Annotated in this window: 12 protein-coding genes; 9 read left to right on the top strand and 3 right to left on the bottom strand. The window is 71.8% G+C overall.

Features of this window, described 5'->3' with window-relative positions:
• Positions 1-12: 12 nt before the first annotated feature.
• Together ATL31_RS13490 and ATL31_RS13485 are read right to left on the bottom strand one after the other, a co-directional pair.
• Entirely contained in the window at positions 13-1,038 is a 1,026-nt protein-coding gene (locus ATL31_RS13490; protein ID WP_101396225.1) for an ABC transporter ATP-binding protein, read from the bottom strand.
• On the bottom strand, positions 1,025-2,062 hold the full coding sequence (locus ATL31_RS13485; RefSeq protein ID WP_101396224.1) for an ABC transporter ATP-binding protein: 1,038 nt from the start codon (positions 2,060-2,062) through the stop codon (positions 1,025-1,027). Before ATL31_RS13485 ends, ATL31_RS13490 begins: the two co-directional genes overlap by 14 nt.
• Positions 2,063-2,222: 160 nt before the next feature.
• Here ATL31_RS13485 and ATL31_RS13480 point away from each other — a divergent pair, with 160 nt between their 5' ends.
• From ATL31_RS13480 to acmB, 9 genes are all read left to right on the top strand, one after another.
• Positions 2,223-3,434, top strand: a complete 1,212-nt coding sequence (locus ATL31_RS13480; protein WP_101396223.1) for a dipeptidase — start codon at positions 2,223-2,225, stop codon at positions 3,432-3,434.
• Positions 3,434-5,029: an ABC transporter substrate-binding protein gene (locus ATL31_RS13475; RefSeq protein ID WP_101396222.1), complete on the top strand. Its 1,596-nt coding sequence runs from the start codon at positions 3,434-3,436 to the stop codon at positions 5,027-5,029. The genes ATL31_RS13480 and ATL31_RS13475 overlap by 1 nt, the downstream gene beginning before the upstream one ends.
• Positions 5,030-5,087: 58 nt before the next feature.
• Positions 5,088-6,053 (top strand): ABC transporter permease, encoded by a 966-nt coding sequence (locus ATL31_RS13470; RefSeq protein ID WP_101396221.1) that lies wholly within the window; start codon positions 5,088-5,090, stop codon positions 6,051-6,053.
• On the top strand, positions 6,050-6,946 hold the full coding sequence (locus tag ATL31_RS13465) for an ABC transporter permease (RefSeq protein WP_101396220.1): 897 nt from the start codon (positions 6,050-6,052) through the stop codon (positions 6,944-6,946). Before ATL31_RS13470 ends, ATL31_RS13465 begins: the two co-directional genes overlap by 4 nt.
• Positions 6,947-8,119, top strand: a complete 1,173-nt coding sequence (locus tag ATL31_RS13460) for a M24 family metallopeptidase (RefSeq protein ID WP_245862446.1) — start codon at positions 6,947-6,949, stop codon at positions 8,117-8,119.
• A 17-nt stretch (positions 8,120-8,136) separates the two neighbouring features.
• A complete protein-coding gene (locus ATL31_RS13455; protein WP_101396219.1) occupies positions 8,137-8,988 on the top strand; it encodes an alpha/beta fold hydrolase in 852 nt (283 codons plus the stop codon).
• Positions 8,989-9,019: 31 nt separating this feature from the next.
• Positions 9,020-9,988 (top strand): Lrp/AsnC family transcriptional regulator, encoded by a 969-nt coding sequence (locus ATL31_RS13450; RefSeq protein ID WP_158239851.1) that lies wholly within the window; start codon positions 9,020-9,022, stop codon positions 9,986-9,988.
• A 116-nt stretch (positions 9,989-10,104) separates the two neighbouring features.
• Complete coding sequence (locus ATL31_RS13445) at positions 10,105-11,085, top strand: GTP pyrophosphokinase (RefSeq protein ID WP_281256270.1); 981 nt, start codon at positions 10,105-10,107, stop codon at positions 11,083-11,085.
• A gap of 112 nt (positions 11,086-11,197) precedes the next feature.
• On the top strand, positions 11,198-12,397 hold the full coding sequence (acmB, locus tag ATL31_RS13440) for a methyl acetate hydrolase AcmB (protein WP_101396216.1): 1,200 nt from the start codon (positions 11,198-11,200) through the stop codon (positions 12,395-12,397).
• Positions 12,398-12,412: 15 nt separating this feature from the next.
• Here acmB and ATL31_RS13435 read toward each other — a convergent pair whose 3' ends face one another.
• A complete protein-coding gene (locus ATL31_RS13435; protein ID WP_101396215.1) occupies positions 12,413-13,537 on the bottom strand; it encodes an aminotransferase class V-fold PLP-dependent enzyme in 1,125 nt (374 codons plus the stop codon).
• Positions 13,538-13,576 lie beyond the last annotated feature (39 nt).

The raw sequence follows: 13,576 nt of genomic DNA, 5'->3' as shown, positions 1-13,576 counted from the left end.
CGGGCCGCGGCCTCAGCCCAGCTGCACCCGGGCGAGCGCCGCGCCGCGCCCGGTGGCCTCGTCGGCGTGGTGGCAGGCGACGGTGTGACCCGGCCCCCGCGAACCCAAGGTGGGCTCGACGTCCTGGCAGACCTGCGTGGCGAGGGGGCACCGGGTGTGGAAGCGGCAGCCGCTCGGCGGGTCGGTCGGCGACGGGGGCTCGCCGACCGGCACCACCCGGTCCCGGCGCCGGCGCTCGCCCCGCCGCCCCATCCGGGGCGACGCGGCGAGCAGGGTCTGCGTGTACGGGTGGGTCGGGGCGTCGAAGAGGATCGCGGACGGGGCGTCCTCCACGACGGTGCCGAGGTACATGACGGCCGTGCGGTCGGTCATGTGCCGCACCACCCCGAGGTCGTGCGCGATGAAGACGATGGCGAGGCCGAGGCGCTCCTGGAGCCCGCGCAGGACGTTCACCACCTGGGCCTGGACGGACACGTCGAGGGCGGAGACCGGCTCGTCGCAGACCAGGACCGACGGCTCGAGCGCGATGGCGCGGGCGATGCCGATCCGCTGCCGCTGGCCCCCGGAGAACTGGTGCGGGTAGCGCGACATCATGTCCGGCGACAGCCCGACGGCGTCGAGCAGCTCCGCGACGCGCTCGCGTCGCTCGGTGGCCCCTCGGTGGGTCCGGTGCACGACGAGCGGTTCGCCGACCAGGTCGAGGACGGTCATCCTCGGGTTGAGGGAGAGGTAGGGGTCCTGGAAGACCATCTGCACCTGCCGGCTCAGCGCCTGGCGGTCGCGGCCGCGGGCCGAGGTGACGTCGCGCCCGGCGACCGTGATGGTGCCCTGGTCGGGGCGCTCCAGGCCCACGAGCATCCGCGCGAGGGTCGTCTTCCCGCACCCGGACTCGCCGACGATGCCGACGGACTCGCCGGGGGCGACGGACAGGGACACGTGGTGCACGGCGCTGACCCGGGTCCGGCCGAACCCGGGAGGGCCGCTGACGAACGTCTTGCTGACGTCGTCGCAGACGAGGACGGGGTCAGGCGTGGGCATCGAGCACCTCCGATGAGCGCAGGCAGGCCGCGGACCGGCCCGGGCCGACCTCGGTGAGCGGGGGACGGTCCTCCCGGCAGGCCGGCAGCGCCCAACCGCAACGTGGGTGGAAGGCGCAGCCGGGGGGCAGGTGGCCCGGGCGGGGCGGAGTACCGGGGATCACGGCCAGGCTGCCCCCGACCGCGTCGACCTGAGGGACCGAGCGCAGTAGCGCCTCGGTGTACGGGTGGGCCGGCCCGTCGAAGAGGTCGTCGGCCCCCGCGCGCTCGACGATGCGGCCCGCGTACATGACGGCGACCTCGTCGGCGACCTCGGAGACCACCCCCAGGTCGTGGGTGATGAGCAGGACACCCATGTCGAGCTCGGTGCGGAGCCGGTCGATGAGCGCCAGGATCTGCGCCTGCACCGTGACGTCGAGAGCCGTCGTCGGCTCGTCGGCGATCAACAGCTCGGGCTCGAGGGCGATGGCCATCGCGACGAGCAGGCGCTGCCGCATACCGCCGGAGAACTGGTGGGGGTAGTCGTCGACCCGCTGGCGGGCGCCGGGGATCCCGACCAGGGCCAGCATCTCGGCGGCCTGCGCCCGGGCGGCGCGGCGGGACGCGCCCCGGTGCTGCCGGTACAGCTCGCCGATCTGGTGGCCGACGGTGAGGACCGGGTTCAGCGCGGACAGCGCGTCCTGGAAGACCAGGCCCACCGTGTCGCCGCGCAGACGCCGCAGCTGCTCGGGGCTCGCGGTGAGGACGTCGTGGCCGGCCACCTCCAGGACGCCCGCGCGGACCTCGGTGCGCCGCGGGTCGTGCAGCCCCAGGACCGCGCGCGCGGTGGCGGACTTGCCGGACCCGGACTCCCCCAGCAGCGCGACGAGCTCGCCGCGACGCACGTCGAGGTCGACGTCGCGCACGGCCGGCACCTCGCCCCGTCGGGAGCGGAAGGTGACCGAGAGGTCGCGGATGCGCAGGGCGGGCGTGCCCGGCGCACCGGAAGGTGCGGGGCGGGCGGGGTCGGTCGAGGCGGTGCTCATCGGTCTCCTCCGAGGCGGGGCTCCGACGATGATGGCCGATCGCACGCCGGGACGGAAGGGCTTCTGCCGAATTTCTATCAACCTCTTGACGTACATGCCGGATAGTTGCCATTCTGAGCGCCAGAACGCCCAATGCTCTCACCCACCGTCAGGAGTGCCCATGCTCGACCCGTCGCCGCAGTACACGCCGTACCGGTCCTACAGCCATCTCGAGGCCGGCGTCGACTTCCCGGACATCCCCCTCGCCCAGCAGGTGGGTCGGGTCCCGGCCTACGAGGGGCTGGACCTCTCGACCACGCAGAAGGAGCGCACCGAAGGGCTGCTGCGCGAGTCCATGGTGATCTCCCTGCACGATCATCCCTCGATCTTCCCGGAGGACCTGCACCGTGACCTGCGGGCCTACATCCGCACGGGTCGCGAGTTCACCGGGTACGAGGGCCTGTCCCGCTCGGGCATGACGGCCGTGTTCGACAACGTCATGGACGGCACCTGCTGCATCAGCAGTGACGGCGGCTGGAAGTGGACGGACGTCCTCCACGACCTCGGCATGCGGATGTCCGATCTCGCCCGCCAGGACTACCTCATCAAGGGCGAGTCGCTCGCCGACATCCGCCGGGCCCACGACGAGGGCCGGATGGCGCTGGTCTTCGGGCTCGAGGCCGCGACGATGATCGAGAACGAGGTCGACCGGCTCGACATCCTGCACGGTTTCGGTGTCCGGCAGATCGGCATCGCGTACTCCGAGGCCAACTACCTGGGCTCGGGGCTCAAGGAGCGCGGGGACGGTGGTCTCACGTACTTCGGCGAGCGTGCCGTCACGCGGATGAACCAGCTCGGCATGGCCATCGACATCTCGCACTCCGGTGACCGCACCAGCCTGGACGTCATCAAGCACTCGAGCAAGCCGGTCTTCATGACCCACTGCGGCTCGCGCGAGGTGTGGCCGACCAACCGGATGAAGCCCGACGCGGTGATCTCGGCCATGGCCGAGCGCGGCGGCGTCATCGGCCTCGAGGCCGCTCCGCACACCACGCTCTCGCCGGCCCACCCGAAGCACTCGCTCGAGTCGGTGATGGACCACTTCACCCACCTGGTCGACGTGGTCGGCATCGAGCACGTCGCCTTCGGTCCGGACACCCTCTTCGGTGACCACGTGGGCCTGCACGACGCCTTCAGTGGCAACCTGTCCATCGGCCAGGCCCACGGGCACGTCGAGTACGAGAAGCAGCCCTACGTCGACGGGCTGGAGAACCCCGCCGAGTGCTTCTACAACATCATCGGCTGGCTGGTCAGCCACGACTACTCCGACGACGAGATCCGAGCCGTCGTCGGCGGCAACATCATTCGTGTTCTAGAGGAGGTGTGGTTCTGATGCGTTCACCACGACTGGTAGGCGGCGTCGTCGCCGCCCTGGCGGCCCTGGCCATGACGGCGTGCGCCCCGAGCGCGCCCCAGCAGGGCTCGGCCGCGTCCGGGAGCGCCGGGGGTGGGGACACCCTGCGGATCGCGACGACGACCGACGTCGTCAACCTCAACCCGATGCTCGGCAACTCGCGCACCGACTCGTGGGTCACCGACCTCATGTACCCCCGTCTCATGACGATCGCCGCGGACGGCAGCAAGAAGCCGTACCTGGCGAAGTCGTGGGGGTACAGCGACGACGGCAAGACCGGCTGGTACGAGATCCGGGACGACTTCACCTGGAGCGACGGCACCAAGCTGACGGCCAAGGACGTCGCGTACACGATCAACACGATCAAGACGAAGAACCCCAAGGGTGGCGTCGTCAACGGCTTCATGGGCAGCGTCGACTCGGCGAAGGCCGTGTCCGACACGCGGGTCGAGATCGCCCTGACCCGCCCGGACAGCATCGTCGTCCCCGAGGTCGGCTTCTGGATGACCGTCGTGCCGGAGCACGTGTTCAGCACGCACGAGAACATCGACGACTTCGCCAACGACTCCAACTGGGTCAGTGCCGGACCGTACAAGCTGTCCAAGGTCGCCAAGGGCCAGAGCTACACCCTGGAGCGCGTGGCCGGGTACCCGGTGGCACCGGACGGCAAGCCGACGCTGGCCGCGGTGGAGTTCAAGGTCTACCCCGACGTCAACACCGAGATCCTCGCGCTGAAGAAGGGTGACGTCGACGTCATCGCGAACGCGCTGCCCCCGGCACAGGTCGACAGCCTGCGCAGCACCGACGGCATCGCGGTGGAGGAGGTCCCGGGCCTGGGCTTCACCCACATGACCTACAACATGAAGCGCAAGCCGCTCGACGACCCCCGGGTCCGCCAGGCGCTGGCGCACGCGGTGGACTACGACTCGATCCGCAAGGTCGCGGTGCAGGGTCAGGCGGTCACGGCCAACAGCAGCCCGATCACCGACTCCCTGAAGCAGTACGCGAACCCCGACCTCAAGGAGTACTCGTACGACCCGGAGATGTCCAAGAAGCTCCTCGCCGAGGCCGGCGTCTCCAACCCCACCTTCACGATGATCTACTCGCTCCAGGACCCCGTGGTCTCGGCGTGGACCTCCATCGTCAAGGAGGGTGCGGCCAAGGCCGGCATCACCATCGAGCTGAAGGGCATGGACCGCAACACCTACCTCGCCAAGACCTCCGAGGGTGACTACGACATCTACGCCGGGTCCTTCGCGATCATGGACGAGCCGGTCTCCAACATGGCCCTGCAGTACCTCCCCGACGGGGCGATCAACTACTCGCAGGTCGACGACCCCAAGCTCACCTCGCTCATCCAGCAGGCGCAGGGGACGGTCGACCCCGAGCAGCAGATGGCCCTCGTCCGCCAGGCGGCCGCGTACGTCCACGACGAGATGATCGACAACATCATGTACGTCCAGAACCTGTACGTCGCCCACCGTGCGGACTGGACCGGCTTCGTGACGAAGCCGAGCGAGCTGCTCTCGATCATCGACCCCGAGTCCCTCGCCCAGGTGACCCGGAGCAAGTGACCCGCTGCGGTCGGCGCCCGGTCATCCGGGCGCCGACCGCACGACCCCAGGGAGCGCCATGCCACCCCTCGCCCTCTTCGTCCTCAAACGGGTCGGCCACGGCCTCGTCACGCTGTGGTTCGCCGTGACGATCACCTTCCTCCTCCTCCGGCTGCTCCCCGGTGACCCGGCGACGGCGATCGCCAGCACGAACATGGACGCGCAGATGCGCCAGGAGCTGCTCACCAAGTACGGCCTCACCGACCCGCTCCCGGTCCAGTACGCGAAGTACATCGGCCAGCTCCTGCACGGTGACCTGGGCACCTCGTTCAGCCAGTCGCAGCCGGTGACGACGGTCCTCATGGCGCGCCTGCCCTGGACCGTCCTCCTCGCCGGGTCGACGGTCCTCCTCACCGTCCTCATCGGCATCCCGCTCGGGGTGACGGCCGCGACCCACGCGCAGGGCGCCCTCGACCGGGCCGTCCAGGTCCTCGGCGTCACCGGGCAGTCGCTGTTCGTCCCGAGCGTCGGCATCTTCCTGCTCTACGTGTTCGGGCTCCAGCTGGGGTGGTTCCCCATCGGGGGCGCCTACGGGGAGGGCGTGTACGGCGCCGCGTGGTACCTCGACGTGCTGCGGCACCTGGCCCTCCCGCTGCTCAGCCTGGTCATGGTGTCGATCGGGTCCTACGTGCTGACCCTGCGATCGACGCTCATCGACGCGCTCGGCGAGGACTTCTGCACCCTGGCCCGGGCCAAGGGCACCCCGGAGCGGCTCGTCGTCTGGAAGCACGGCCTGCGCAACGCCCTGCTCCCGACCACGACCCTCCTCGGCCTCCAGCTCGGCTTCCTCGTGGGCGGCTCGGTCCTCACCGAGACGATCTTCGCCTACCCCGGGGTGGGGCGAGCCATCTACGAGTCCGTCATCCGGCTCGACTTCCCGGTGCTCCAGGGGGCCTTCCTCCTGCTGGCCGCCACGGTCGTCGTCGCGAACATGCTGACCGACCTCGCGTACGGCCTGCTCGACCCGAGAGTGAGGAACTCATGACAGCGGCCCTCGAACAGGACCTCACGGGCGACCTCGCGCCCCGTGGGGAGGTGGGTGAGCCCGCCCGTCGTGAGACGTGGGAGGCCTTCCGCCGCAACCCGATGGGCGTCGCCTCCGCAGCGGTGCTCGGCCTCCTCGTCGTCGTGGCCCTCGCCGCGCCGCTGATCGCCGACTACCCGAGCGGCTTCAGCGCCGACGTGCTCCGGGAACCCTCGGCAGCGCACTGGTTCGGCACCGACAACCTCGGCCGCGACATCTTCGGCCAGGTCGTCTGGGGGACCCGCGTCTCGATGTTCGTCGGTGCCGCGGCGTCGGCCCTGGCCATCGCCCTCGGGGTGGTGGTCGGGGTGCTGAGCGCCTATGTGCGGCGGGTCGACGCGATCCTGCGCATGGTCGTCGACCTGTCGCTGTCGCTGCCCGTGCTGCCCCTGATGATCCTGGTCGCCGCCCTGGCCGGCCCCTCGCTCCCCACGATCATCCTCGTCATCTCCTTCTTCTCCTGGCCGGAGGTCGCGCGTGTCGTCCGGGCGCAGGCGCTGGCCGTGGTCGGGCTGCCCTACATGGACGCCGCCCGCGTGCTCGGCGGCGGGCACGGCTGGATCCTGCGCAAGCACCTCCTGCCCGCCGTGGCCCCCGTGATCAGCGTGACGGTCGTGCTCACCGCGAGCCGCGCGGTCCTGTCGGAGGCCGGGCTGTCCTTCCTCGGTCTCGGCGACCCGACGAGCTGGTCGTGGGGTCGGATCCTCTACGAGTCGCAGCAGTCCGGGTCGATGACGTCGGCGTGGTGGACCACCCTGTTCCCCTCGATCGCGATCCTCGTCCTCGTCATCGCGGCGACCCTCGTCGCCATCGCCTACAACGACGCCCGTAACCCGCGAACCCGGGAGGACTGAGTGGCTTTCCGCCAGCGGCTCGACGCCGAGCACCACCGCGCCGTCCAGCAGACCGTGCGCGACCTCGCGGCGCAGGAGGGGTTGTCGGGGCTGTTCCTGGACCACCCCGAGGACGTCGCCTACCTCACCGGCTTCTTCCACCACCCGTGCGAGCGCCCCGTCGCGGTGTGGCTCGGGGTCGACGGCACCACCGTCCTCCTCGTGCCGCGGCTCGAGCAGGAGCACGCCGGCTGGCAGCGGGTGTGCGCCGAGCTGGTCGTCTACCCGGAGTACCCCGGCGTCGTCGAGCCCCTCTCGCTGCTGGCCCCGCGCGTCGCACGCGGGCGGGTCGGCGTGGCACCGACCACCTCGGTCGGTCGCCTCGAGCTGCTGCAGGCGCTGCTGCCCGCCACCTCGTTCGTCACCTCGCGGGTCACCGTGACGGCGCGCAGCGTCAAGACGGCCGCCGAGGTCGCGCTCCACGCGGAGGCGGGCCGGATCACCGACCTCATGCTCGAGGCGGGCGTCGGGCTCGTCCGGGAGGCCCTCGAGGGTGGCGGTGAGCTGCCGTCGGAGGCCGAGCTGGCCGCCCACGTCGGCTCGGTCGGGGTTCGCACCATGTACGACGAGCACGAGGACGTCGTCGTCACCGGGTTCCTGGCCGGCGGCCTGGTCTACTCCGGCCCGAACAGTGCCCGCCCGCACGGGCTTCCCTCGGGCCACCGGCTGCGCCCGGGGGAGACGTTCATGCTCTCGCTGGGGTGCGCCGTGGGCGGCCGCTTCGTCGAGGGCGAGCGCACCTTCCTGCTCGGTGAGCCGTCATCGGACCAGGTCCGGCTCTACGAGGCGGTGCGGGCCGCGCACGCCGAGGGGCTGCGCAGCATCCGCCCGGGCGCCACCTGCGCCGAGGCCAACGCGGCCTGCCTCGGGGTCATCCGCGACGCCGGGCTCGGCGGGTTCCTCCAGCACCGCCAGGGACACGGCATCGGGCTCGGGATGCACGAGCCGCCGTGGCTCGAGGACGGCGACGACACCGTCATCCGCGAGGGCTTCGTCCTCTCCAACGAGCCCGGTGTGTACGTACCCGGCCACGCCGGCTACCGCATCTCGGACTCCGTGCTCGTCACCGCCGACGGCGCCCGGCCGTTCACCACCCACCCCACGTCGCTCGACAGCATCGTCATCGCGGCCTGAACCAGGAGAAGGTACCCATGTTCGTCGAGATCAACGGCAACGCCCTTGACGTCGAGCTGACCGGCCCGGAGGGGGCCCCGCTCATCATCGTCCACCACGGTGCGCCCGGGCTGGGCAGCAAGGCCGAACCGCGGGCCAGCTTCGGCCCGCTCGCCGACACCTACCGGGTGCTCGTGTTCGACGCCCGCGGCTCGGGCAACAGCGAGGGCAAGGAGCCGTTCACCCACGAGCAGTGGGTCGCCGACGTGGAGGCCCTGCGCGAGTGGGCCGGCGCCGAGCGGTTCGTCATGGCGGGCGGGTCCTACGGCGGCTTCATCTCGATGGAGTACGCCGTGCGTCACCCGGAGCGGTTGCTCGCCATGGTGCTGCGCGACACCTCGCCGGACTCCTCCAACGAGGAGCTGGCGCGGGCCAACGCGCTCGCGAGCGCGCGGGTCGAGCTGGACCTCGAGAAGTTCGGGCGGATCATGGACGGCGCGGTGCGCGACGACGACGACCTGCGCGAGTGCTGGGCCGAGATCCTGCCCCTGTACGACCACGTCTACGACCCGGCCGTCGTCGCCCGCAAGGTCGAGCAGACCCCGTACCGGTACCGCACCCACAACTACGCGTTCACCCACAACATGCCGGCCTACGACGTCACCGACCGCCTCGGCGCGGTGACCTGCCCGACCCTGGTCACCGTCGGGCGGGGTGACTGGATCACGCCCGTCTCGTGCAGCGAGCGCATCGTCGAGCTCATCCCCGGGGCGCGGCTCGAGGTGTTCGAGGAGTCCGGGCACTCACCGCAGGTGGAGGAGGCCGAGAAGTTCCAGAGTATTGTGCGGTCCTTCCTGAGGGAGGCGCTGGAGCGTACCGCTCCCGCGTGAGGGCCGAACCGTGACAGGGGGCGACACGAGGGTGGACGAGCTGGACCGGCGGATCATCGCCGCGCTGCAGGCCGACGGGCGCGCGAGCTGGACCGACCTCGCCGAGCGGGTCGGCAGCTCGCTGGCCACGGTCACCCGGCGTGGCCAGCAGCTCCTGGCCAGCGGGGTCGTGGCGGTGGGCGTCAGCCACGCGATCCACACCCCGCTCGCCGCCGACCTCTTCGTCCTGCGCATCCGCTGCCGCTCGGGCCGGCAGATGGACGTCGCGAAGGTGCTGGCCGAGCGGCGCGACCTGCGCTTCCTCTGCCTCGTGACCGGCGCCAACGACCTGGTCGCCGAGATCGTCATCCCGAAGCTCGACGTGCTGCACGCGCGGCTGATCGACGAGATCCAGGCCATCGACGGGGTCGAGACCTGCCGCACCGACCTCGTCCTCCACCAGTACAAGGTGTCCCAGCACTGGCTCCAGAGCGTCCTCGCGCGCCAGGAGCGGGGCGACGAGAGCGCCGCCGAGCCGCACGTCTGCGACCCGTCGCACTTCGGCGACACCGACCGGCAGATCCTCGAGGTGCTGAAGCTCGACGGTCGCGCCAGCTTCCGCTCGGTGGCCGACGAGATCGGCGTCAACGAGAGCACGGTGCGTCGCCGGTTCGAGGCGATGATCGAGCGGGGGTGCGCGGTCGTGCTGACCCTGGTCTCGGCGCCGGCCCTGGGGTTCGAGGCCGAGATCCTGCTCAACGTCTCGGTGAGCCCGGCCCGCCTCGACGACGTCGCGCGCGCCCTCACCGACTTCGTCGGGGTGCGCTACCTCGCGGCGACCCTCGACTGCTCGCTGATGTGCGAGCTCATCCTCCCCTCCACGTCCGAGGTGTACTCGTTCCTGACCCAGGTGCTCGGCCGGATCGACGGGGTCCTCGGATGGGAGGCCAGCCTGGAGCTCCTCACCATCACGCGCGGCTTCCTCGAGACCCCGTGGTGGCGCGCGGCGGCGGTGGCGTAGGACGGGCGCGCCCCCGCGCAGGGGTGGCGGCCGGTCGGTGTCCGGCCGGGATGACGACCACGCGCCACCCCCGGGGGACGAGCACGCCGGCCACCCGGCGTGCGAGAGTGGGCGTCATGTCCATGCGGCGGATCGACCGGGCGGTGGCCGACTACACCGCCCTGCGCCCCCGCCTCGAGCCGGCCACCCGGGAGTTCGTCGCCGAGGTCACCAGGACCATCGACGAGGCGGGCATCAACTACCTCAGCGTGACGGGGCGCACCAAGTCCGTCCCGTCGTTCGCGGCCAAGGCCCGGGGCGTGCTGGCCGACAGCGGCCGGGCCGACCCCCTGGTCGCCGTCACCGACCAGGTGGGCGTGCGGGTCATCACCTACGTCCAGCGCGACATCGACGCCGTGGCCGACCTGCTGGCCGAGCAGTTCATCGTCCTGGACGACCGCGACCTCGGTGAGGAGACCGCCGCGGCCGGCCGCTTCGGGTACGCCAGCCGCCACCTGCTCGTCACCCGCGCCGCGTCGGCCGACGCCGGGTACGAGCCGCTGCGGTGCGCGTCGATCCAGCTGCGCACGGTGCTCCAGCACGCGTGGGCCGAGTTCGAGCACGACATCCGCTACAAGGGCACGGTGCCGCCCGAGCAGGTCCCCGACCTCGACCGCCGCTTCACCCTGGCCGCCGGCCTGCTCGAGCTGGCCGACCGCGAGTTCGAGACCATCCGCGACCGCCTGCAGGTGGGGCTCGGCGACAGCGACGTCGGCGCCGGCGACGAGCACGACCCGCGCATCGGTGCCCCCGAGCTCGCCACCTTCCTCGCCGGGCGCTACTCGAGCGCCGGCTGGTCGCGCACCGAGCACTACGAGTGGATCTCGGGGCTGCTGCTCGAGCTGGGCATCGCCTCCCTGGAGGAGCTCGGGGCGACCCTGCGCGACGTCGACAGCGCCTCGGTGACGGCCGCCATGGGCTACCGCTACCCGCCCGGGGCGGTGCGCCGGCTCGACGACGACCTGCTCTCGCGGTTCGGCGATGCCTACCTCGGCCTGCACGGCAACGCCCACCGCCGCGAGGCACTCGCGGCGCGACGCGCCAACCTCCTCGGCTGAAGCGACGCGCCGACCGCTCGGCGACCCGGCACCCGCGCCCCCTGGTGGGCGGCTCCTCCGTCGGCGACGATGGCCGGGACGCCTCGGTCACCGACGACGGAAGGACGCAGCCATGCCCGCACGCCTCGACGCCGAGGTCTTCGCCCAGAAGGCCGACGCCATCCTCCAGGGCGTGGTCGACGCCCCTGCTCCCGTCGCCGGCGTGGTCGCCATGCTGACCGACGCCGACGACACGCTCTACGAGGGCACCGCGGGGCAGCGCGTGCTGGGCGGTGACCAGCCGATGACGGCTGACACCGTGTTCGCCATCTTCTCCACGACCAAGGCCGTCACGGCCACCGCCGCCCTCCAGCTGGTCGAGGACGGCCGGCTCGACCTCGACGCCCCGGCCCGGGAGTACGCGCCGGCCATCGGCACCCTCCAGGTCGTCGACGGCTTCGACGACGAGGGGCAGCCGCGGCTGCGGCCCCCCGCGAGCGACGTCACGACCCGCCAGCTGCTGACCCACACCGGGGGCTTCGGCTACGACTTCTTCAACGAGACGTACGCCCGCCTCAACCGCGACCACGGCCAGCCCGGCGTCATCACCGCCTCCCGCGCGGCACTGATGACCCCGCTGCTCTTCGACCCCGGTACGCGGTGGGAGTACGGCAGCAACATCGACTGGGTCGGCCAGGTGGTCGAGGGCATCACCGGGCAGCGGCTCGGTGATGTCCTCGCCGAGCGGGTCTTCGCCCCGTGCGGCATCACGTCGATGACCTTCGCCATCGACGACGCCCGTCGCGCGAAGGTGGCCGGGATGCACGCCCGCGCCGCCGACGGCTCGCTCGCCCCGATCGAGTTCGAGCTGCCCTCGCCGCCCGAGGTCGAGTTCGGCGGCCACGGCCTCTACGGCACCGTGCCCGACTACCTGCGCTTCCTCCGGATGTGGCTGAACGACGGCCGGGGCGAGAACGGGCGCGTGCTGGCGCCCGAGACCGTCGAGATGGCCGTGCAACGCCACCTCGCGAAGGACCTCGAGGTCACGAGGCTGCCCGGCGTCATCCCGTCGATCTCGAACGACGCCGAGTTCTTCCCGGGCCAGCGCAAGTCGTGGTCGCTGCCGTTCATGGTCAACGAGGAGGTCGCGCCCACCGGCCGGCCGGCCGGAGCGCAGGGCTGGGCGGGGCTGGCCAACCTCTACTACTGGGTCGACCGCGAGAACGGCATCGGCGGCTTCTGGGCCACCCAGATCCTGCCGTTCGCCGACGCGCCGTCCTTCACCGGCTACCTGGAGTTCGAGACGGCCGCGTACCAGTCGCTCACCGGCTGAGCGCGATCCGCGGCGTCAGCGGGCGGCGACCGCACGCCGGGCGCCCGCCAGCACCTGCTCGAGGACCCCGATGCCGTGGTCGACGTCGGCGGCGGTCGTGTACGGCGCCACCGAGAGCCGCAGCACCGGGCCCTCGTCGGTGAGGCCGCACCAGAGGTCGACGCCGCGGCCGTGCAGCTCGCGCAGCATCGCCTCGGGGTCGACGTCGGGGAGCTGCACCGAGACCATGGCGGGCGAGCGCGGGGCCCGGGCGAGGGTGCTGACCCCCGGGATGGCCAGCAGGCCCTCCTCGGCCCGCGCGGTGAGGACGCGCCAGTGCGTGAGCAGGCCCTGGGCCAGGACCTCGTGCTGGTAGGCGACCGCCTCGACGCCGACCAGGTGGGCGATGACGTCGTCGGTACCGGCCCACGAGAAGCGCCGGGGCATGGTCTCGGCCTCCGCGTACCAGCTCGTGACGACGGGCCGCACGTCGTCGGCCTCCTCGTCGGGGACCACCAGGAAGCCGGAGCCCTTGGGCAGGTGCAGCCACTTGTGCAGCGTCAGGCAGAGGTAGACCCCGGGCCGCATCACCGGCAGCGGGATCTGGCCCGCGGTGTGGGCGGCGTCGACGACGGTGGCCACGCCCCTGCCCTCGAGGGCGGCGGTGAGGGCGTCGACGTCGTTGACCTGCGACCACGGCGAGGTGACGTGGCTGACGACGACGGCGCGGGTGCGCGGCCCGCAGGCGTCGAGGATGCGCTCGACCAGCCCCTCGTGGCGGCCGTCGACGGTGTCGACCACCACACCACGCTGCTCGAGCAGGCGCATCAGCACGACGGTGGCCTCGTACTCGCGCGAGGTGGTGACGACGTGCTCGCCCTCGCGCAGCGCGAGGTGGTCGACGACCGTCTGCATGGCGGTGGTGGAGTTGCGGACGAAGACCCCGCGGCCCATCGGGATGCCGAGGTGGTCGCACACGGCGCGGCGCGAGCCCTCGAGGACGGGGAAGACGCGGTCGTAGTAGAAGGCGGGATAGTCCTGTTCGGCCTCGATGCGCAGCGCCCGGGCGGCCCGCAGCACGGGCAGGGGGGTGGCCCCGAACGACCCGTGGTTCAGGAAGGTCTTCCCCGGCACGAGCGGGTAGTCGTCGCGTCGGTCCATGCGGTCATCCTGCCCGCGATGGTGCGCCGCGGCGCGCGG

The sequence above is a fragment of the Phycicoccus duodecadis genome (genome assembly GCF_002846495.1).
Taxonomy (GTDB): domain Bacteria; phylum Actinomycetota; class Actinomycetes; order Actinomycetales; family Dermatophilaceae; genus Phycicoccus; species Phycicoccus duodecadis.
The sequence above is the reverse complement of the archived record's forward strand: the minus strand, read 5'-3'. Positions and strand labels throughout refer to the sequence as shown.